At 41.3% G+C, this 21,474-nt stretch carries 14 protein-coding genes; 12 read left to right on the forward strand and 2 right to left on the reverse strand.

What is annotated here, in order from left to right:
- Nucleotides 1-158: 158 nt before the first annotated feature.
- From RM049_RS04225 to RM049_RS04270, 10 genes are all read left to right on the forward strand, one after another.
- The gene (locus RM049_RS04225; RefSeq protein ID WP_322703278.1) at nt 159-1,649 is read left to right on the forward strand and encodes an amidohydrolase family protein; all 1,491 of its coding nucleotides are present in this window, start codon (nt 159-161) and stop codon (nt 1,647-1,649) included.
- A gap of 126 nt (nt 1,650-1,775) precedes the next feature.
- A complete protein-coding gene (locus RM049_RS04230) occupies nt 1,776-3,257 on the forward strand; it encodes an amidohydrolase family protein (RefSeq protein ID WP_322703279.1) in 1,482 nt (493 codons plus the stop codon).
- A gap of 278 nt (nt 3,258-3,535) precedes the next feature.
- Complete coding sequence (locus tag RM049_RS04235) at nt 3,536-4,717, forward strand: acyl-CoA dehydrogenase family protein (RefSeq protein WP_322703280.1); 1,182 nt, start codon at nt 3,536-3,538, stop codon at nt 4,715-4,717.
- Between the two features lie 62 nt (nt 4,718-4,779).
- Entirely contained in the window at nt 4,780-5,601 is an 822-nt protein-coding gene (locus RM049_RS04240; protein WP_322703281.1) for a class I SAM-dependent methyltransferase, read from the forward strand.
- Nucleotides 5,602-6,070: 469 nt separating this feature from the next.
- Nucleotides 6,071-7,099 (forward strand): aliphatic sulfonate ABC transporter substrate-binding protein, encoded by a 1,029-nt coding sequence (locus RM049_RS04245; RefSeq protein ID WP_322703282.1) that lies wholly within the window; start codon nt 6,071-6,073, stop codon nt 7,097-7,099.
- A gap of 361 nt (nt 7,100-7,460) precedes the next feature.
- A complete protein-coding gene (locus RM049_RS04250) occupies nt 7,461-8,567 on the forward strand; it encodes an aliphatic sulfonate ABC transporter substrate-binding protein (RefSeq protein WP_322703283.1) in 1,107 nt (368 codons plus the stop codon).
- 38 nt (nt 8,568-8,605) lie between these two features.
- Nucleotides 8,606-9,469: a TauD/TfdA family dioxygenase gene (locus tag RM049_RS04255; RefSeq protein ID WP_322703284.1), complete on the forward strand. Its 864-nt coding sequence runs from the start codon at nt 8,606-8,608 to the stop codon at nt 9,467-9,469.
- A 284-nt stretch (nt 9,470-9,753) separates the two neighbouring features.
- Complete coding sequence (locus RM049_RS04260) at nt 9,754-10,944, forward strand: aliphatic sulfonate ABC transporter substrate-binding protein (protein WP_322703285.1); 1,191 nt, start codon at nt 9,754-9,756, stop codon at nt 10,942-10,944.
- 90 nt (nt 10,945-11,034) lie between these two features.
- The gene (locus tag RM049_RS04265) at nt 11,035-12,120 is read left to right on the forward strand and encodes a sulfonate ABC transporter substrate-binding protein (protein WP_322703286.1); all 1,086 of its coding nucleotides are present in this window, start codon (nt 11,035-11,037) and stop codon (nt 12,118-12,120) included.
- A gap of 213 nt (nt 12,121-12,333) precedes the next feature.
- Nucleotides 12,334-13,371, forward strand: a complete 1,038-nt coding sequence (locus RM049_RS04270) for an aliphatic sulfonate ABC transporter substrate-binding protein (protein WP_322669977.1) — start codon at nt 12,334-12,336, stop codon at nt 13,369-13,371.
- A gap of 276 nt (nt 13,372-13,647) precedes the next feature.
- Here RM049_RS04270 and RM049_RS04275 read toward each other — a convergent pair whose 3' ends face one another.
- Together RM049_RS04275 and RM049_RS04280 are read right to left on the reverse strand one after the other, a co-directional pair.
- Complete coding sequence (locus RM049_RS04275; protein WP_322703287.1) at nt 13,648-17,487, reverse strand: PAS domain S-box protein; 3,840 nt, start codon at nt 17,485-17,487, stop codon at nt 13,648-13,650.
- 92 nt (nt 17,488-17,579) lie between these two features.
- A complete protein-coding gene (locus tag RM049_RS04280; RefSeq protein ID WP_322703288.1) occupies nt 17,580-18,332 on the reverse strand; it encodes a GAF domain-containing protein in 753 nt (250 codons plus the stop codon).
- A 248-nt stretch (nt 18,333-18,580) separates the two neighbouring features.
- Between RM049_RS04280 and RM049_RS04285 the strand changes: the two genes are divergently transcribed.
- Together RM049_RS04285 and RM049_RS04290 are read left to right on the forward strand one after the other, a co-directional pair.
- On the forward strand, nt 18,581-18,865 hold the full coding sequence (locus RM049_RS04285) for a hypothetical protein (RefSeq protein WP_322703289.1): 285 nt from the start codon (nt 18,581-18,583) through the stop codon (nt 18,863-18,865).
- A 191-nt stretch (nt 18,866-19,056) separates the two neighbouring features.
- On the forward strand, nt 19,057-21,255 hold the full coding sequence (locus RM049_RS04290) for a CHASE2 domain-containing serine/threonine-protein kinase (RefSeq protein WP_322703338.1): 2,199 nt from the start codon (nt 19,057-19,059) through the stop codon (nt 21,253-21,255).
- The last annotated feature ends 219 nt before the right edge of the window (nt 21,256-21,474 follow it).

The following is a 21,474-nucleotide window of genomic DNA, read 5'->3' on the forward strand; positions in this document are numbered from 1 at the left end:
GGTAAAGCTGATTATCAAGATTTTATCTTTACTAATCTCGCCACATTATATGTAAATAAAATCCCAACTTCTTCAAAAAAATGCTGGTAAGAAGAAAGTAGACAACCTTCTTAATCAGTACTATCTACCCAATCCAATTGAAAAATAAGGTAGAACCTATGACTATTGCATTAGACCGTCCCAGAAAAACTAAGTCTGCTCAAATTCGGGAAAAGCTGGGTTATCCCATCATCGACACTGATGTACATACCCAAGAATTTCCACCAGCATTCTTGGACTATTTAGAGCAAGTTGCTGGAACTGCGATCGCACAGCGTTTTCAAGAACACTTACCCGGTGCATCTCGTTCTAAATGGTTCAAGCAATCTTGGGATGAACGCCGCACTTACCGCACCGCCCGCCCTCCTTTCTGGACTCGTCCCACTAACGATCCCCTAAATTTAGCTACCATTAGTTTGCCAAAATTGTTACACGAACGCTTACAAGAAGCTGGTACAGACTTTGCTGTTGTGTACCCTAACTTGGCAACGATGGCACCACACATCGGTAATGAAGAAATGCGGCGGGCTGTTTGTCGTGCAACTAACACGTATCACGCTGATATTTTCCGTCCTTATAGCGATCGCTTAACACCAATTGCCGCTATTCCCATGCATACGCCCGAAGAGGCGATCGCAGAATTGGAATATGCGGTGAAAGTGCTGGGACTCAAAGCAATTCAAATCCCCGGACATATCCGCCGCCCGATTCCCGCCTTCGAGAAGTATGGCGAAGAAGTAGCCAACGAAGCCATCTGGATTGATACTTTTGGCTTGGATAGTAAATATGATTACGATCCCTTCTGGGCAAAGTGTGTAGAACTGAAAGTTGTACCCACCACCCACTCTTCCGGTATGGGGTGGATCAATCGGCGTTCCATTAGCAATTACCAATACAACCATATTGGTCACTTTGCATCGGCTGGAGAAGCACTGTGTAAATCTCTATTTTTTGGTGGTGTAACTCACCGCTTCCCCACACTCAAGTTTGCCTTTTTAGAAGGAGGTGCAGCTTGGGGTGCTAGTTTGTACACCGATTTGATTTGGCACTGGGATACTCGCAATAAAGACCATTTGGTGGAAAATAACAATCCCGCCAATATCGATCGCGAAGAATTGCTAGAACTATATACCCGTTACGGTGGCGAATTAGTACATGGTCGTTTGGATCGGCTAGGTAGTGGTTTAGGTTTCCACGCTGATTTATTATCTCCCCTAGAACCAGGTGATTTAGATGAATTCGCCGTTGCCGGAGTTACCAAGCCAGAGGATATCCGCGATCGCTTCTTGAATCACTTCTACTTCGGGACAGAATCGGATGATACCCGTGTAGCTCAAGCCTTTAACCGGAAAGCTAATCCTTATGGCGATCGTGTTAAAGCATTTTTGGGTTCTGATTCTGGTCATTGGGACGTACCTGATATTACTGCGATCGCTGCTAATACCTATTCAATGGTAGAACGCAAAATTATCACCGAAGAAGATTTGCAATACTTCCTGTCAATTCATCCCTTGGAGTTGTACACCAGCTTGAATCGTGACTTCTTTAAAGGTACGGCTGTGGAGAAAACAGCAGATGAATTTCTGGCTGCAAAAGAGACTAAAAACTAGGCAATACGGTTCGGTTTAAGAGACGCGATAAATCGCCGTCTCTACAAAGGATTGATTCTTGACGGCGGTTTCTTGTGTCTTTGTCAATCCCCATAAACAATTTGAATAATTTAGGGTAAACGTATCATGACGATCGCTCTAGACCGCCCACAAAAAACCAGGTCTGCTCAGATTCGGGAAAAACTTGGTTATCCAATCGTTGACACCGATGTACATACCCAAGAATTTGAACCAGCAGTCTTGGATTATTTAGAACAAGTTGGTGGAACTGCACTTGTCGAACGTTTCAAAGAAAATTTACCAGGATCTTCTCGCTTTAAGTGGTACAAGCAAAGTTGGGAAGAACGTTTTGCTTATCGCACCAATCGCCCTAACTGGTGGGGTCGTCCGACAAAAAACACTTTGAATTTGGCTACCATTAGCTTACCCAAGTTGCTGCACGAACGCTTGCAAGAAGCAGGTACAGACTTTGCCGTTGTGTATCCCAATTTGGCAACAATGGCCCCGAATATCGGCAACGAAGAAATGCGGCGGGCTGTTTGTCGGGCAGTTAACACCTACCATGCTGATATTTTCCGTCCTTATAGCGATCGCTTAACACCTATCGCCGCCATCCCCCTACATACTCCCGAAGAAGGGATTGAAGAGTTGGAATATGCAGTAAATGTTCTCGGACTCAAAGCAATTCAAATTCCTGGTTACGTTCGTCGTCCAATTCCTGCCTTTGAAAAATACGGCAAAGAAGTGGCTAACGAAGTGGTTTGGATTGATAACTTTGGCTTAGATAGCCAGTATGATTACGATCCATTCTGGGCTAAGTGCGTAGAACTAAAAGTTGTACCCACAACTCACGCTTCTAGCCAAGGTTGGACAACTCAGCGTTCTGTCACCAACGCTCAGTATAATCACATTAATCACTTTGCCTTTGCAGCCGAAGCATTATGCAAATCGCTGTTCTTTGGTGGAGTTACCCGCCGCTTCCCACAATTAAAGTTTGCTTTCTTAGAAGGTGGTTCGGCTTGGGGTGCTAGTCTATACGCTGATATTATTTGGCATTGGGAAACCCGCAACAAACAACATTTGTTGTCAAATAACAATCCTGCGATTATCGACAAGGAAGCATTAGTAGAGTTATATACTTGCTACGGTGGCGAACTCGTAGATGGACGCTTAGATCAAATTGGTGATGGTTTAGGATTCCACCATCAACTATTAGCTCCAGAAAATCCGGGCGAACTCGACGAATTTGAACTAGCAGGAATAGAGAAACCAGAAGATGTGCGCGATCGCTTCTTGAATCATTTCTACTTCGGTACAGAATCAGATGATACCCGTGTAGCTCAAGCTTTTAATCGTGCCGCTAATCCCTTTGGCGATCGCGTTAAAGCCTTCTTAGGTTCCGATTCCGGTCACTGGGATGTGCCTGATATCACCGCCGTTACAGCCAACGCCTACTCAATGGCAGAACGCGAAATCATTACCGAAGAAGACCTCCGCTACTTCCTCTCAATCCATCCCTTAGAGTTGTACACCAGTCTCAATCAAGACTTCTTCAAAGGTACAGGTGTTGAGAAAGCCGCAAACGAATATCTAGCGGCTAAGAAATAACTGTCATTGGTCATTAGCCATTGGTCATTTGCAAAGGACAAAGGACAAAGGACTAATGACAAAAGACATTACAACGTTCCATGTTCCATTTCCTCTGTTCACTTGTAGCGTGGGCAAGGCCCACTCTACATTTCTCTAAATTCTGTGTCTAATCGCAAATTATGAAACAAGACATTGTTTCACTTTCACAGAGAAACTGGTTATATTCATAAGCATTTTTGTTTGCCTTAATTACGAATTACGAATTACGAATTACGAATTATTAGGACGGTTTGATTATGGTGCTAGATATTACAAAACCGAAGGATTACGTTGACCTAGCAACTTCTCTATCCAAGGAACTTGCTCAATCCGCAGTTGAACGGGATGCTAAAGCTGGAGTTCCAGAAGAGGAAATTAATAAACTGCGTGAAAGTGGTTTGTTGCCACTGATTGTACCTAAGCAATATGGTGGCATTGGTGCAACTTGGATTGATGCTTTAAAAATTGTCAGAAAGCTATCAAAAGCAGATGGTTCAATTGGTCAGTTATATGGTAATCATCTCAATTTAACGGCTTTGGGTCACGTTTCCGGTACGTCAGCCCAAAAGGAAAAATACTATAGAGAAACTGCTAAAAATAACTTATTTTGGGCAAATGCAATTAATACAAAGGATACTAGGCTGAAGATTAACCCAGAAGGCGAGAATTTTCGGGTTAATGGTGTTAAAAGCTTTGGTACAGGTATTTCCGTTGCAGATTACCGCGTATTCTCCGCTTTGGAAGATGGCGTAGAATTGCCTTTCATATTCATAATTCCCAAAGACAGGGAAGGTTTAATTTCTAATCAAGATTGGGATAATATTGGGCAACGTCGCACTGATAGCGGTAGTTATACATTTAACAATGTTCTAGTAGAAAAAGATGAGATTTTGGGGCCACCAAATCCTCATGATAGTGCCTTCTCAACTTTTCTTGGAATTATTGCCCAGCTAACAAAAACTAACGTTTATCTAGGAATTACTAAAGGAGCCTTCGCCGCTGCTCGTGAATATACTAAAACTACTACTCAACCGTGGATTACATCAGGGGTAGATAGTGCGACTCAAGACCCATATATTCTGCATCATTACGGTGACTTTTGGGTGGAAATTCAAGCTGCGATCGCACTAGCTGACCAAGCAGCAGAGAAAGTGCAAGCAGCCTGGGATAAAGATGTAGAACTGACTCATCAGGAGAGGGGAGAAGTTGCGATCGCAGTTTCCGCATCTAAGGCATTAGCGACTCGTGTAGGTATAGATATTACCAACCGCATCTTTGAAGTTACCGGAACTCGCGCCACAGCAACCAAATACGGATTTGACCGTTACTGGCGGGATTTACGAACCTTTACTCTACACGATCCTGTGGATTACAAATTGAAGGCGATCGGTGATTGGGTACTCAATGATGAATTACCCGTTATCACGCAATATTCTTAGCTAAAGACGCGATGAATCGCGTCTCTACAATCCAAAATCTAAAATCCAAAATCTAAAATCCAATGACTCAACTCAAAACACTTCCTACCTACGACCCAAGTTTATTTGAGGGAGCCGCAGAAGGCTACGCTCAATATAGAACCAAATACCCACCGATTGTATTCGATAAACTAGCCGAAATATTTCATCTCAATGGTCAAGGACGACTCCTTGATTTAGGTACTGGCCCAGGGTTAATTTCAATTGGTCTGCGAACCAAATTTGAGGAAGTTGTTGCGATCGATCCCGATCCCGAAATGATTGCAGAAGCTAAACGGCAAGCAGCAGCAGTTGGAGCAAATAATATTACTTGGCTAGAACAAGGCGCCGAATTCATCGACTCTAGTTTAGGAAAATTTAAGTTAGCCACTATTGGTAGAGCCTTCCACTGGATGGAACGCGAATTAGTACTTGAACGCCTTTATGAATTGTTAACTGATGATGGTGCATTAGCACTGCTTCAGACTGGTGACAATCCTTGGGAAAGCAATCTACCTTGGAAACAAGCTGCTGTTGGAGTAGTGAAAAAATGGCTAGGTGAAGAACGCCGGACTGGACAACGAGGACAAGGCATTCGTAAACCACTCGATCCTCCTCATGAAGTTGTAATTGGCAATTCAGCTTTTGCTCGTCAAGAAAACTATGAAGTGCTATTTGAAAAATCTTGGACTGTCGATAGCTATCTCGGCTATTTATACACTACAGCCTTCTCTCTGAAAATTTTCTATGGCGATAACGCCCCAGCATTTGAAAAGGATCTTAGAGAAGCGCTACTAGCAGTTGAGCCGTCTGGACATTTTACAGAAGAACTCAAAGCTACAATTTTAGTCGCTTGGAAGCACTAGCAAAATTGAACGCGAATAAGACAGAGTTTCACTCACAAGTTTCAATCTTCCACTAGCACCCCCTTGGAGTGGGTACTACTCACTCCACTTCCTAAATTTTTTCCTTTCAACTCTTAAATTCTCAGTTCCTCGAGTCGTTATAGGGTGGGTAATACCCACTCTCTTTTTTATTTTAGACATTTCCAAAAAATATTTTTATTTATTAAAAAAAATGTTATCTATGATGCCTAAATATGATAAAACTAGTTTTATAAAATGGGGCAAAATATCTATAAATCGTACAAAAAATTGACCCCCCCCTTGTAGAGACGCGATTCATCGCGTCTTTAAAAACCAATCATTTACACCAACAATCTTTGCTAAAATGTATTAATATATAATATTTTTAAAAGTTGAATCCTCTATAAGATTCAGTCCAACAAAATAAAAAATAAAAATATCCACTTACTTCGATAAATTACATTGAATCATGTTCATAAGCTACAGAAAGTCATGGTTATTTGCGAATATAGCTCGTTATTTTTTGCTAGCATTTACGACTTTCTTGTTAGTTACAGGCTGTAACTCTCCAAGCAGTCAAAACAATAGTCCGCAAGTTGAGCCAACTACTGCAAGCTCAAAAAAACTAGAGGTTATCAATATTGGCCATCAGAGTGGTACACCAGGTCTGAACCTACTCAAAGCTCAGGGCTATTTGGAAAAGCGCTTTGCTGCTGACGGTATTGCTATCAAGTGGATAGAATTTCGGGGCGGCCCGCCAATGATGGAAGCAATGGCCGCAAACAGTGTTGATATTGGCAACGTTGGAAATCTGCCACCAATTTTTGCTCAAGCTGGTGATAATCCCATTGTTTATGTTGCTGCAACTGGCTCCAACGCAGGCGCTCAAGCAGTTATTGTTCGTAAGGATTCACCAATCAAAACTCTTGCGGAACTCAAGGGTAAGAAAGTTGCCATACAAAAAGGAACTGCTCTGCAATATTTGCTTTTGAAAGCTATAGCAAGTGCTGGATTAACTCTCAATGATATTCAACCTGTTTACTTAACTATTCCAGAAAGTCAGGTTGCTTTTGAAAGTGCCAGAGTTGATGTTTTACCTACTAGCGATCCGTTTTATGCTCGCAAAGAGCGAGCAAATGAAATACGAGTTCTAGCCAAAGGTTCTGATGTTGCTCCCCAAAGAGCTTACTATATCGCTACACGCAATTTTGCTGCAAATCACCCCGACTTAGTGAAGATAATTTTGGAAGAACAAAGAAAAGTAGAAGAATGGGCTAAAGCTAACCCCAATGAAGTTGCTAATTTGTTAGCAGCGCAAACTAGACAAGAACCAGGAGTCTGGAAATGGGCTTTAGAAAGGCGACCTATCTTAGGGGTATTTGATATAACTGATGAATTTGTCGCTGAACAACAGCAGGTAGTTGAACTTTTCTACAGTCAAAAGCTGATTCCTAAAACTTTTCAAATCAAAGATGCAGTATGGAAACCTAAGAGTTGATTTATTAAAAGAGAAGTCATAATTATGAATGCAATCAGTCGCAAATTTAGACCCAAGCACTGGATTATTTTTTCGATGCAGTTGAGAAGTATTTTACAAATTATTATAGCTGTTTACAATCAACAGTATTATGCAATTTTTTATTTAGTATTAAGAAATTAGCATAATTTAATAGCAATGATGATGATAGCTTGACGTAAATTAATCCCGTGATTTATTGATAGATGTTTACAGTTAAAAAATATATTTAATTAGTCTAGTTTTCAACTATATTATTAATAAACAAAAGTTTTTTTGTTATTGAGACCGCAATTAATCATAATTGTTCTGACCACCGATCGAGGAATAAAGGAAATAACCTATGCCAGCTTCAAAAGGAAAGTTTGAATTCAGGAAAAACCAGAGAATAACGCGTCGTTCGTTGTTGTTTGCTTTGGGCTACTGCTTAATGCTATCGACGGTCTTATCGAGTTGTGGTGAAGCCAAAAATAACACTCAGCAATCATCAGCTTCCCCTGAGTCTGTAGCTGCATCTAGCACTACACAGAAGTCAACTGAGAAGCAAGTAGTGCGGATTGTACGTTCAAAACAACTTACTGCTTTAGCAGTTTTAGAAAAACAGGGTTCTTTAGAAAAGCGATTAGAACCTCTGGGTTTTAAAGTACAGTGGGCTGAATTTGCGGCTGGGCCACAACAGCTAGAAGCCTTGAATGCCAATGGACTGGATATCGCATCTACAGCCGAATCGCCTCCTGTATTTTCACAAGCAGCCGGAGCGCCTCTTGTTTATCTAGCTACTACACGCCCCAGTGGTAAAGCTATTTCACTTTTAGTTCCTGTAAACTCTCCAGTTAAAAGTGTTGCCGATTTGAAGGGTAAAAAAGTAGCTTTCCAGAAAGCTTCTATCGGTCACTACTTATTAGTTAAAGCCTTAGAAGATGCCGGACTAAAACTGAGCGATGTCCAATCAGTTTTTTTAACGCCGCCAGATGCAAATGCAGCATTTAGTCAGAATAAGGTGGATGCTTGGTATATTTGGGAGCCATTTGCTACCAGAAATGTACAAAATAAAATAGCTCGTGTTTTAGCAGATGGTGGAAAGTTGCGAGATACTGGCAACTTTTATTCAACTTCACGCCAGTTTTATCAGGCTCATCCTGATGCGATCAAAGTATTTCTAGAGGAACTAGAAAAAGCAGAAATTTGGACTAAGGATCATCCCAAAGAAGTTGCACAACTGCTTGCTCCTGTAACTCAGTTAGATCCACCAACTCTAGAAATAATGCATAAAAAATATGACTATGGGTTGCTACCAATCACTGATAAAACTATTACTAAGCAACAGGAAGTTGCAGATAAGTGGTATAGCTTAGGGCTTATCCCCAAGAAGGTAAATGTTAGAGACGGTTTTTTGACACCTGAAGAGTACGCCAAAATTACTCCTTCAGAGGTTCTAGCGAATAAGTAGTTATTCCCAAGAAAAAACTAAAATTCAGGAGAATATTGATGTCTACCTCGACTTTGACAAAGGTTAAAATTAGGCCTATTGATGCTCCTTTGGGAGCGATAGTTACCGATCTTGATGCTAGTCAACCGATCGCGCCTGAAGTCATATTACAACTTAAGGAAGCTTTGCGCGATCGCCACATCCTAATTTTCAAAGACCAAAAGCTCTCTGATGAACAACTTTTGAACTTTTCTCTATACTTTGGCGCGCTTTTTGTACCATCTGATGAAACTCCAGTATTGGCTTCTAAACCAGGAGAAACTCCGGTGGTGATTCCGATTTCCAATGTCGATGGTGGCTATACCGGTACTAGAGAACTCACTTTCCATTCCGATCACAAATGGACTCCTATCCCATCTAGTGGTTCGCTTCTTTATGCGTTGGAAATACCAACTCATGGTGGAGATACTTATTGGTTAAATACCAATTTAGCTTATGAGGCATTAGATGAAGCCACCAAAGAACGGATTGCAGATTTGCAGTTAATTACCTACAACCCATTTTTGCGAGATCGGAATGCACCCTGGTCTTTGTATCGTTTAGACAAAACTATTCCTTTAATCAGTCCGATCTTTCCCCATCCTTTAGTTAGAACCCATCCAGAAAGTGGGAAAAAGCATCTTTACTTGGATGCTGCTACAGAAGTGGAAATTATCGGCTTAGAGCCGGAAGAAGGATCTAAACTAATTGAACAATTGAGGCAACATCTAACTCAACCCAAGTTCTACTACGAACACAAATGGTCTGTAGGTGATATTGTCTATTGGGATAATCAAGCTACCTTACATTATCGTCAAGCATTCGATCCGAATGAGCGACGAGTATTAAAGCGGGTTAGCCTTGCAGGTAGTCGTCCCTTTTAGGATTTATAGCTCAGAAGATTGAGTTGATGGGCGTTTAAATATACCTTTTATTGGTCAAAAGTCCAGAATAACTCTTGACTTTTGACCAATAAAACTTGTCTAAATATCATACTCTATGCTTGTAAATCAAAAATAGTAAAAATTATTTTTTTGGTTAAAAACAAGTGTTCATGAATACTTTATTTTTAGACCAAATTTGATAGACTCTAGACTGAAAATCAGAGTTATTAGCACTCATTAAAAGCGCTAATACGAAAATTATTAAATTTAACTAGAAAAATATTATGGAGCTTTTCAAATCTTTGCAAAGGCTAAGTTTGTCTAGCAATAAATTTCTGCAATCAAAAATCAAAAATACCAAGATAGTATGTGAATCTAGCCTAAATACTAAACTTATAGAAGCCAAATATAAAATTGAGCCTAAACATATATCTTTATTAATTGCTGCTTGCACTCTCACTATACCAATGAGCATAATTGGTTGTAGTCAAGAAACTAAAAATACTCAAAACCAACTATCCCCAGTTAGTACACAATCTCAAAGTAAAACAGTCTCTAATACTCCCCAAAAACAAGAGTTACGAGTTGTTTCTTCTAAGCTTGGTTCTCTTGCAGTGATGAGAAAGCAAGGAACTCTAGAAAAAAGTTTGGCGGCAAAGAATTTTACTGTCAAGTGGCTAGAGTTTGCTGCTGGGCCACAAGCTTTAGAAGCGTTAAATGCTGGTTCCCTTGACATCGCAGCCACAGCTGAATCACCACCTATATTTGCTCAAGCCGCAGGTACACCTCTTGTGTATATTGCAACGACTCGATTTAATGGTAAAGGAGTTTCTTTTTTAGTACCAAAAAACTCTCCGATTAAAAGTGTTGCTGACTTTAAAGGCAAAAAAGTTTCTTTTCAAAAAGCCTCTATTGCTCACTATGTCTTATTAAAAGCATTACAAAAAGAGGGACTAAAACTGAGTGATGTAAAATCTCTTTTTCTCCCACCTCCAGATGCAAATGTAGCTTTTAGTCAGGGAGGAATCGATGTTTGGGTAATTTGGGAACCTTACATTACTAGAAATGTCCAAAAAAATCTTGGTCGTGTATTAATAGATGGGCAAGGACTTCAGAATATTGGTATTTTTTATACTAGCTCACGTAAATTTGCTAAAGAGCATCCTGATATTCTCAAAGTTTTTCTAGAGGAGTTTATCAAAGCTGAAGATTGGTCGCAGAAAAATATTGATAAGTTAGCAGAACTTGAAACGAGTGACGTTGGTATCGATGTACCCACTCTCAAAACAATTCATAGTAAAGCAGTATATGGTCTGCTACCAATTACTGATGAAGTTGTTAAAAAACAACAACAAATAGCTGATTTATGGTATGTACAAGGGCTTTTACCAAAAAAGGTTAATGTCAAAGATGGAGTACTTTCTCCAGAAGAATATGCAGCATTTACACCGGATTCAATTAAATCTAATAAGTAAATAACTGTAATCAAGTTTAATAAACTGAAAAATTTACGTTATTAGCTAATGCTTTTAAATCAGTAGTTAATCAAAAATTAAGGTGCAAAAATGTTTAATATTTTCGTGAAAACTAAGACAACAATAATCAAACAATTAGCCTTATTTATAATACCTGGTTTTGTAGTATCTACTACTTTAATCAGTTGTACATCAACTGTATCTAACACAAATGCAGGAAGCGTTACGAAAGCAGAGCCAGCAGGGGCTAAGACTATAACTTTTAAAACAAAGCTACTGCGAATAGGGTATCAAAGCTCTGGTGATTTAGTTAGAGTCAGAGGAGTTTTAGAAAAACGTTTGGAGCCTTTGGGCTTGAAAGTAGAGTGGTCACAATTTGCTCAAGGGCCACAACTTATGGAAGCAATGAATGTGGGCAAAATTGATATTGGCTCTGTTGGAGAAACGCCTCCCATCTTTGCCCAAGCTGCGGGTGCAAGAATCATTTATTTAGCTGGGAGAAGACTTGGCCCTAATTCTGGTAAAGGTAGTGCGATCGCAGTTCCGAAAAACTCTCAAATTAAAAAATTAGCGGATATTAAAGGTCAAAAAGTAGTCTTTCAAAAAGGCTCTGCTTCTCACTATTTTATCATCCAAGCCTTAAAAGAAGTAGGTTTAAAATATAGTGATATTCAAGTCTTAAGTATGCCCAATGTCGAAGCCCGTGGCGCATTTATTCAAGGCACTATTCCAGTTTGGGTAACTGGCGATCCTCATTTAGCTTTGGTAGAAAAACTCCACGGTGCGCGTGTGCTCAGAGATGCAACCAATATAGGTACTCCAGGCGGATACTATGTAGGAACACGAGAATTTGCTAAGGAAAATCCCGAATTAGTTCGGATCATTTTAGAAGAAATTGAGAAAAATGGTGAATGGGCAGAAGCGAATCGTAAAGAGGTAGCGAAACTCATAGCACCTGTACTCAAAATTGATCTACCTATTCAGGAAGTAATTTCTAGCCGTGCTACTTATCGGCTAAAAGGAATTACTCCAGAACTAATGCAAGCTCAACAAAATGTTGCTGATTTGTTCTATAACGAAAAAATCTTACCCAAAAAAATTGATGTCAAAGAAGCATTACTTACGCCTCAAGAATATGCAGCTATTACTCCACCAACACTGATAAGTGAAAAGTAGAGAATAATCAGATATGAAGTTTGTTTTTTTAAACAAACTAGAATACCAATTTACTAAATGTACAAGGGGATTTGTTTAAGTAGCAGAATCTCAATCTTTTGCCATAAGTTGGTGTTCTAGGAGGTTTAAATAATAACTTCCTATGATCTTACTTGCTTTTGAAAGTAAGACTGACAACGTAAAAGTTAAAACTTACAAGGAAAATCACAACTGATGAACAAATCATTTCAACCACAACGCCGTACAGTCTTAAAGCGTGTTGTCCAATATTCTGCATTGGGACTGTTTACTTTATTATCTCCCTTGGCTGGTAGCCTTATACAAACCACCCAAGCAGTGCCTGCTAAAGTAATTAACTTGGCTTATCAAAGTTCTGGTGATATTGTCAAGTCTAAAAAAGCTGTTGAGCCACGTTTCAAAGCATTGGGTATAACCGTGAATTGGGTTGGGCCATTCGCAGCAGGGCCGCAATTGATCAAAGCGCTGAATGAAGGTAAAGTGGATATCGGTAATGTGGGAGAGACACCTCCAATATTTGACCAAGCCGCACGCCCAGGCCTCATCCCTGAAGTTGTCTATCTTACTGGACGCACGCCCAGCGATGGTACAAACCAAGGTATTGTGGTGAAAGCTAATTCTCCTATTAAGAAAGTAGCCGATCTTAAAGGGAAGAAAATTGCTTTTCAGGTAGGTTCCAATGCACAGTATTTACTAACAAAAGCGTTGAAAGAAGTAGGATTAAAAATTAGCGATATTCAAATCGTTGCTTTGACTCCAACTGAGGCCCGCGATGCCTTTATTCAAGGCAAGGCTGACGCCTGGGTGGGTGGCGATCCGCTTTTAGCTGCTGTAGAAAGTACTACCCCGATTCGTAATCTGAGAAATGCAAAAGGAATTAATACTCTCGGCGGGTTTTATATTGGCAGGCGTGCATTTGTCACCCAAAATCCGCAATTGGTGCGAGTGTTTTTAGAGGAAGCACAGAAAGTAGGAGAAGCGGCTGAAAAAAAACCAAGCGATTATGCCAAAATTTTAGTTGATGAACAGAAATTAGATCCAGCAGTTGCGCTAAAGGTGGCAAGCCGTCGTACTTATAAATTGAGAAAAATTACACCTGCGATCGTTGCCGAACAGCAGCGCGTTGCTGATTTTTATTTTGATGAAAAAGTCATCTCGCGTAAGATTGATATCAAACAAGGGATTCTTTCCGATCTAGAATATAAAGCGAGCATACCTGATAATATCAAGTAATGGTAAACAGGTAGAGACAGGTTTATTCAGCTATTACACATTTGTCATTTGTGGTTTATTCAGCTATTAACTTGGCTAGCTATTACACTGTAGCGGAAGTTTGCCTAACTTGAACAAGGGGCTTAACAAGTTGCTCAACTAACTTGTTAAGCCTATTGTTTGGTTAAGTAAAAACCAAGAAAGGAACAAGCGATCGCAAATATTCTTACAGATATGATTTAAACCTGACAAATAGTTTTAACTATATCAAGTAATGGCGAACAGGTAGAGGCAGGTTTATTCAGCGATTAAGTTAGCGATCGCATCTACTAATTCGGCTGGCTCTACTGGTTTGGCTATATGCTTGTTAAATCCGGCTTTTAGCACTTGTTGAGCGTTCATTTCTCCAGCATAGGCGGTAAGGGCGATCGCTCGAATTTTTCCTCCCTGCTCTGGTGGCAGTGTTCTCAACTGTCGCATGAACATACAGCCATCCACTTCTGGCATCCCAATATCGCTTAAAAGTATATCTGGTAAGGATTGGGCTAAAGTAGCTAGGGCTTCATTTGCTGATGTTACTGCTGTCACATTTGCCCCATACTGCTCTAGTAAGAAGACAATAAATTCTCGCGTATCTGTATCATCATCCACTACTAAAATTTTGATGCCATTCAAATTTGAAGATGGCTCAGAATTGCTACTCTCCTGTTTAATTTCTAATTGATTTTGGATTAACGGTAGTCTCACAGTAAAAGTTGCCCCCCGATCTTCGCCCTCACTTTCTACTTGGACTGTCCCGCCATGCAATTCGACTAAGTGACGGACGATCGCTAATCCTAACCCCAATCCACCAAATTTTCTGGTGGTGCTGCTATTCTCTTGACGAAAATATTCAAACACGTAAGGCAGAAAATTGGGGTCGATGCCTTTTCCTGTGTCGCTGACTTGAATCAGTGCTGAGTTATGAGTGCTGGGTGCTGAGTTGACATTAGAACATGATGATAGTCGAATATCAACCCGTCCGCCTTCTGGTGTAAACTTAACCGCATTTGAAAGCAGGTTCCAAACAATTTGCTGCAATCGGTTGGAGTCTCCCAAAACTTGTCCCAAATTTGGTTCCAGACTAATGTGCATCTCAATTGATTTAGCTTCTGCTGATAGCCGCACTGTCTCCATTGCTGCCGAAATCACAGATGTCAGATCGACTGGGTAGATATTCAAGCTGATTTTACCTTGTAAAATCCGGGAGATATCCAGTAAATCTTCAATCAGTTGAGCCTGTAACTTCGCATTTCGCTCAATAGTCTTCAGCGCTTGAGGAATTGTCTTTTCATCAAGCTTTTTGGTTTGAAGTAGCTTTGACCAACCTAAAATTGGGTTGAGTGGCGATCGCAATTCATGAGAAAGTACTGCCAGAAACTCATCTTTTATCCGGTTGGCGTTTTCTGCTACTTTCCGGGCGGTTTGTTCTGCCTCGTATAGACGGGCACGTTCCATCGCTTGTGCGCACTGCTGTGCTAGTGCCAGCATAAAGGCTCGATCGTCTTGATTAAACTTTTGAATTTCGGTAAAAGCTAGAGACATTCCACCGATAGCTTGTCCCTCGATGAGCAATGGAATCGAAATCCAAGCGTTGTAGTTGGACTGAGCATACTCCTTGGCAAGATTTGAGTAACGAGCAATCCTCGCTGTTGTTGGCTCTTCCCAAATAGGCTGCTTAGTTCTGACTGCTTCTGCCAGTGGCGCGGATGCATTAATCGAGAATCGACGCCATGAATCTACTATTTCTTGTTGTCCGCCAACAGTTCGGACAAGTTCTAATTCAGTACCGCTTTCAGTCAGTAGTGCGACAAAAACAAAACTAGCTCCCAAAGCTGCTATACCTTGCTCCACAATTACTTCAACAACTTGTGTTGCAGTTAAAGATTCAGAAAGGGCAGCGGTAATTGCTTGCAGACGGGTAGTGCGAGATGCTGCGCGTAAAGCCGCCTGTTGAGATTGCTGGGCTTCTCTGTAGAGTCGGGCATTATCAACTGCGATCGCTGCTCGGCCAGCTAACTCCTCAGCTAACATCAGGCTTTTGTTATCGTAGAAACGACCTGAAGAAGATGCCAAAGTCATCGCTCCCAGCACTCGTCCTCGAACGATTAGCGGTACACTCATACCAGATGTTGGATTTAGTTCTTGCAGGATTTTGAAGTGACTGGCGTTGTGGGTTAACCCTTGGAGCTGTTCCTCAGAAATAAAATGAGTAATTTGTGATTTGCCTGTCCGTATTACCTTCGCAACTCCTGCTGTTTGTGCCAAATCAGGCGGATAATTTTGTAACTGTTCGACCAATTCTTGTTTCTCTGGATTGGCATGGGCTGTTGCAAGCCGGCGGACTAATTGATTGTCACAAATAATATCAACTAAGCACCAATCAGCGATTTCCGGCACTGCTAAACGCGCCAAACCTGCTAGGGTTGTTTCGTAGTCCAACGATCTAGCCAAAATCCCACTAGCTTCAGCTAAGAAACGCTGCTCCTTTTCCACTTGTTTGCGCTTAGTGATATCTCGCGAAGACGCTTGTATCTCTAAAATTTCTTGAGTTTGGCGATCGCAAATAGCTCGAATAGTTGCTTCCAACCAGATATAATGCCCGTCTTTGTGACGAGCGCGGTGAGTAACGGTATAAATATCTGGTAAATCGGCATTGACTGGGTAATTCCTGGCAATCTCTGCCAAATCGTCTGGGTGAACTAACTCCTGGCTGGGATGACCGACTAGTTGCTCTGGTTGATACCCCAATACTGTGTAGCAAGCTGGTGAAATGTACAGAAGAATTCCATCTACTGTCTGGCGGGAAATAATATCAGTTGAATTCTCAGCCAGCAGCCGAAAACACGCCTCACTCTCGCGCAGTTTTGCTTCTGCCTGCTTGCGTACATTAACGTTACGGAAATGAAGTGATAACCCTGTGGCTGAAGGATAAGCGCGAACCGCAAACCATGCATCAAAGGGTGGGTAATAATCTTCAAGCTCAAGCGGCATTCCTAGAGCAACTGCGCTGAGATAAAGTTGACCAAAGCTAGTATTAGCCAGTTCTGGAAACTCTGACCACAAATTTTTTCCGAGCAGATCCTCGCAGGAACGCCCCAGAGTTCTGCTTCCCTCATGATTGAGATAGGTAAAGCGCCACTCACGATCAAAGGCAAGAAAGCCGTCAGTTATGCTCTCTAAAATCTTGGTAACTTGCTCTTTGGCAGTTTCAGCCTCAACACGAGCCGCTTGCTCTCGCTCAAACAGATGTTCCCGCTCGACTTCTGCTTGCTTGCGCTCCGTGATTTCTTGGCAGATTGCACCCACCCAAGTAATATCACTTGGTAGTTTAATCGGATAATAATTTACCAACCAGTGCCGCTGCTTTCCAGGTGCGGCGGGTGTCTCTCCACTGGTCTCTTGGGTAATAGATTCTCCCGTCTCGATCGCATGGTGTAAAGCTTCCATCACCGCAGGATCTACCCCAGGTAGCACTTGAGCGACGGTCTTTCCGATATGCGCTTCTTGAGGAAAACCGTTAATCTCAGCTAAAGCGTCATTCAAGCGAACGTATCTCAATTTCTCATCCCATAGACCAATACCTACAGGGGCGTTATTAAAGAGGGTATCAAGTAGAACGTTAGCTTCAACCAAGCGAGTCTGTTCTGTTTTCAGTAGCGCCAACAGTTGCTCGCGTTCTGCCTCAGCTTGCTTGCGTTCGCTGATATCCACACACATTCCCACCCATTCCTGGATTTCGCCTGATTCGTCAAGTATAGGCACACCACGTATAGCCATGTCACGGTATTCGCCGTCATGCCGCAGAACGCGATACTCAGCAACTGCAACGCTGCGTCCAAAAAAGGCCTGTCTCCAAATGGCAGCTACAGATGTCCGGTCATTTGGGTGTAGTGCGTCAACCCAACCCCATCCTTTGTATTGTTCGGGACTTTGCCCAGTGAACGCCTCCCAAGTCGGAATCTCGTCAACAACGTTGCCCCAAGGCCCGGCGCTCCAAACGATGGATGCGCTTGCTTCTGCCAGTGAGCGGTAGCGTGCTTCACTATGACGCAGATTTTCTTCTATTTGCTGCTGTTCATCCAAATATTGTCGCAAATCTGTAACCTCTCGAGCTTTCAGGTTATCAATTAAATTTTTAAGTAAGTCGGCACAATAAAACCAAACTATGTAAAGAAAAATTAACTAGGCTAAAACTCTTTTCCCTCCTGCTCGATCTCAACGATAAATTTTCCCACCCACCTATTTAACAATGGTAGAATTTTCCTCTCCAATCGAGACACCTGGAATTTCAAAAATCTGACATATTTTTTCTCACTTTCTTGCAGTAATGACGAGCTTCGCTGCTGCTCAATGAACTGACCAATTTGAGTGGCGATCGCACTCATCATTTGGAGTAAATTGGTGTCAGGTTCTAAAATTTGAGCGCTGAAAAATTCGAGCGCAGCTAAGATTTTATTACCCAACCGAATCGGAAATCTGATGGCGGTGGCAAAAAAATTCTCGTCTTGGGCGGGTTCTGAAATCCAAACAGGTTGACCACTTGCCCAAATCCGATCGGGTAAACCTTCACTAAAAGTAATTGTGTGCTGGTTAAATGGTTTTTTCTCCAAATCAGGTGAATACCAAGTACTCATGGGGTGTACAACATTAGCTTCATCGTCTACACTCCAGAAAATACCAGCTTGCCATCCTAAACTTTCGCACAAGGATTGTAGAATAGCTAGAACCCCATTCACAAGCGTAGTTGTCTCAGAAAGGACGTAAGCGATCGCATACTGTGCAGTTAGAAGCTGTTGGCTGCGTTTGCACTCAGTAATATCTCTGATTAAGATTGATACACCACTTTCTGAGGCATAAATGCAGTTTTCCAACCAGCGATGCCATTTTGGATAGAAATACTCAAAATTTACTGTAAATTTTTCTAGTAAGTAAGTCGGCATAATAAAACCAAATTATGTGAAGAAAAATTAACTAGGCTAAAACTCTCTTCCCTTTTGCCTCCTGCCTCATTTCAACAATAAATTTTTCCACCCACCTACTTAAATATTGGAATATAGCATCTGCTACAACTTTGACTCCATCTATCTACGGCTATAGACCTTGTAAGTTGGTGATTATGTATTACATCAACTATGATGCAAGCTATTTAAGCTAGTAATAGAATTGTTTCAATTCAGGGGATAAGAATATGAAGGTTTGGCTTGCTTGCTTTTTAGTGCTGTTTGCCTTAGCAGAACTGTTTGACTGGTTGCAAGAATTTAATCTGCCATTACCTATCTATATTTTGGGTGGCGCTTTTTTAGCTGTTGCTTCTAACTATGATAAAATTGTCGGCTCCTCCACTGCTGATTCCAGCATTGAAGCATCACTTGAACAACCTCAGTTAGATTCACTAACTCCATCTATTAATCCGATTTCTTTGCCAATTAGCAATCCTGTTGAAGATGTTCAAACATCTCAAACAGATGATTAGGGCTTGTCTAATTCTATGGTTGACGCTGGGCGTAAGCTTGCTTTAAAAGTAGGAATACGTCAAAATCTCTAACTAACAAGTAAATTGTTACATTAATAGGAGCTTTAGGTTAATTAACTTTTAACCTAGATTCCCAAAATTGACTTTTGTACCGACAACATCTACCCAATTCAGGCTACCGCCTCAACGCCGTGATTAGTGGACTATTAGAAAAACTCCGCGTACCTTTTGTCAAAGTTCAGGATTCCCGTGAAACTTCTAAGAGCAAAAGTTGGCTGCCAATTATTTTTGTTACCAGTATAGGAGTCACTGGCTTTATCTGGGGAGTTCGGGAACTCAAATGGTTACAGCCTTGGGAGTTAAGAGTTTATGACCAGATGTTGCGATCGCGTCCATCAGAGGCACCCGATCGGCGGATTGTGCTAGTAAAAATTACTGATGACGATCTCAAACGCGAGAAATGGCCTCTATCAGATCGGAGAATCAATCAGCTATTAAAAAAAATAGAGTCTTATCAACCGCGAATTGTTGGTTTATATCTTTTCCGACCAGAAGACAATAATTTGGCGGCTAATTTCCAAAATAAAGATAACATTGTCACTACCTGTTTGTTCAGCAGTTTAGGTAGAGATGAAATTCCCCCGCCGCCGAATGTCCCTATAGATAATGTTGGGTTTAGCGATGTGGTTGCTGACAATGAAAACGACCAAAGTCTCCGCCGCACTTTATTATTTGCCAACTCTACAGACAAGAAATGTACAACATCATTTGCATTTGGTGCATTAATTGCAATTAATTATCTAGAAAAACAAGGTATCGCATACGATTTCACTAAAAAAGGAGATTTTATCTTAGGTAAAACCTTGTTCCGGCGTTTACAATCTAATTCTGGTGGCTACCAACATTTGGATACACAGGGCTATCAAATATTATTAAATTACCGTCACCCCAATAGCCTCGCCGACCAAGTAAGCCTCACAGATGTTCTTAGCGATCGAGTCAACCCCAATTTATTCAAAGACCGTCTGGTAATTATTGGCACTACAGCAGCTAATATCCCTCCAAGTGGCTTTTATACGCCTTACAGCGCTTTACCAGATCAACCAGCTAGAATGCCTGCTCTGTTTATTCATGCACAAATAGCAAGTCAACTCATCAGTACAGTGTTGGATAGGCGACCCTTGATTTGGTATTGGCCCGACTGGGTAGAACTTATTTGGGTGTGGGGCTGGTCGCTATTAGGTGGTGTTTTAGTATTGCGGTGGCAAAATCCGCTGCTTTTGCTAGTGGTGTTAGGGATAACTCTATTTGGCTTAGTAGTAATCTGCGTTGCTTTGTTTTTACAAGCTGGATGGGTGCCATTAATCCCTCCTGCTCTTGCTTTGGCGACCAGTAGTATCTGTGCGATCGCTTATACTAGCTACCAAAATCAGCAGCAAACTCAGGTGATTGTTCTGCAAGTTGAAAAACAACAAGAAGCGATCGCCCAATTAAATGTACTCTTAGAAGATAAAACAGCAATTCCCGACTCGTCTGTTGACTTTCCTCCTCCAGTTGATTCACCAGAAATAAAATCAGGTGATTTGCTTTTGAGTGGACGCTACAAAATCTCTCAAACTCTCGGCGCTGGTGGATTTGGTCGGACTTATTTAGCACAGGATACTCAACGACCCGGTAATCCTACTTGTGTAGTTAAAAAGTTAATGCCAGCCCGTCAAGATACACGATTTTTGCAAGTCGCCCGCAGGTTGTTTCATAGTGAAGCTGAAATTTTAGAGATTTTGGGTAAACATCATCAGATTCCTGAACTACTTGCTTATTTTGAAGATAATCAAGAATTTTATTTAATTCAACAATATATTCAGGGACATACCCTAAGTGAAGAATTACCACCCGTACAAAATCTGCAAAACGAATCATTTGTGATGGAAATGCTCAAACAAGTTTTAGAAGTTCTAGAATTTGTTCATCAACATCGAGTGATTCATCGCGATCTCAAACCGACTAATATTATTAGGTGCGCTCAAAATAATCGCCTGGTATTGATTGACTTTGGTGCTGTCAAATTGATGCAACCGTCGAGTAGCGAGCAAACAGAATTAGCCACAGTAGCCATTGGGACGCGGGGTTATGCACCTCCAGAACAATTTGCCGGTCATCCCCGCTTATGCAGTGACATCTATGCTTTAGGAATGATTGCTATTCAAGCGATAACTGGGATACCACCGCAAGAACTTCACCCAGATCCAGAAACGGGTAATGCGATCTGGCGGCAAACCGTGCAAGTAAGTGAAGAATTAGCAGCAATTTTAGATAAAATGGTTTGCTATCATTTTAGCGATCGCTATCAATCAGCCACCGCAGTTTTACAAGATTTAAAACGGATGTAGCCCTGACGATTAGAAATCGCGGCTACACATACTTTCGTTTGCCGATACAAAAAATTAATGGTTTGCAACCCGCATATGGGGTTTTATCTGTAATCTCAAGGGTTTATACTTGTATTAATTATTAACGTGAGTTCGAGCGACCTCTCCCTCCCAAACTCCCTCTCCTACGGTAAAGAGAGGAGCAAGGAGAAATTAGGGTTTTGGCTCCCCTCTGGGTGT

Source organism: Nostoc sp. DedQUE04 (assembly GCF_034530995.1).
GTDB lineage: Bacteria > Cyanobacteriota > Cyanobacteriia > Cyanobacteriales > Nostocaceae > Nostoc.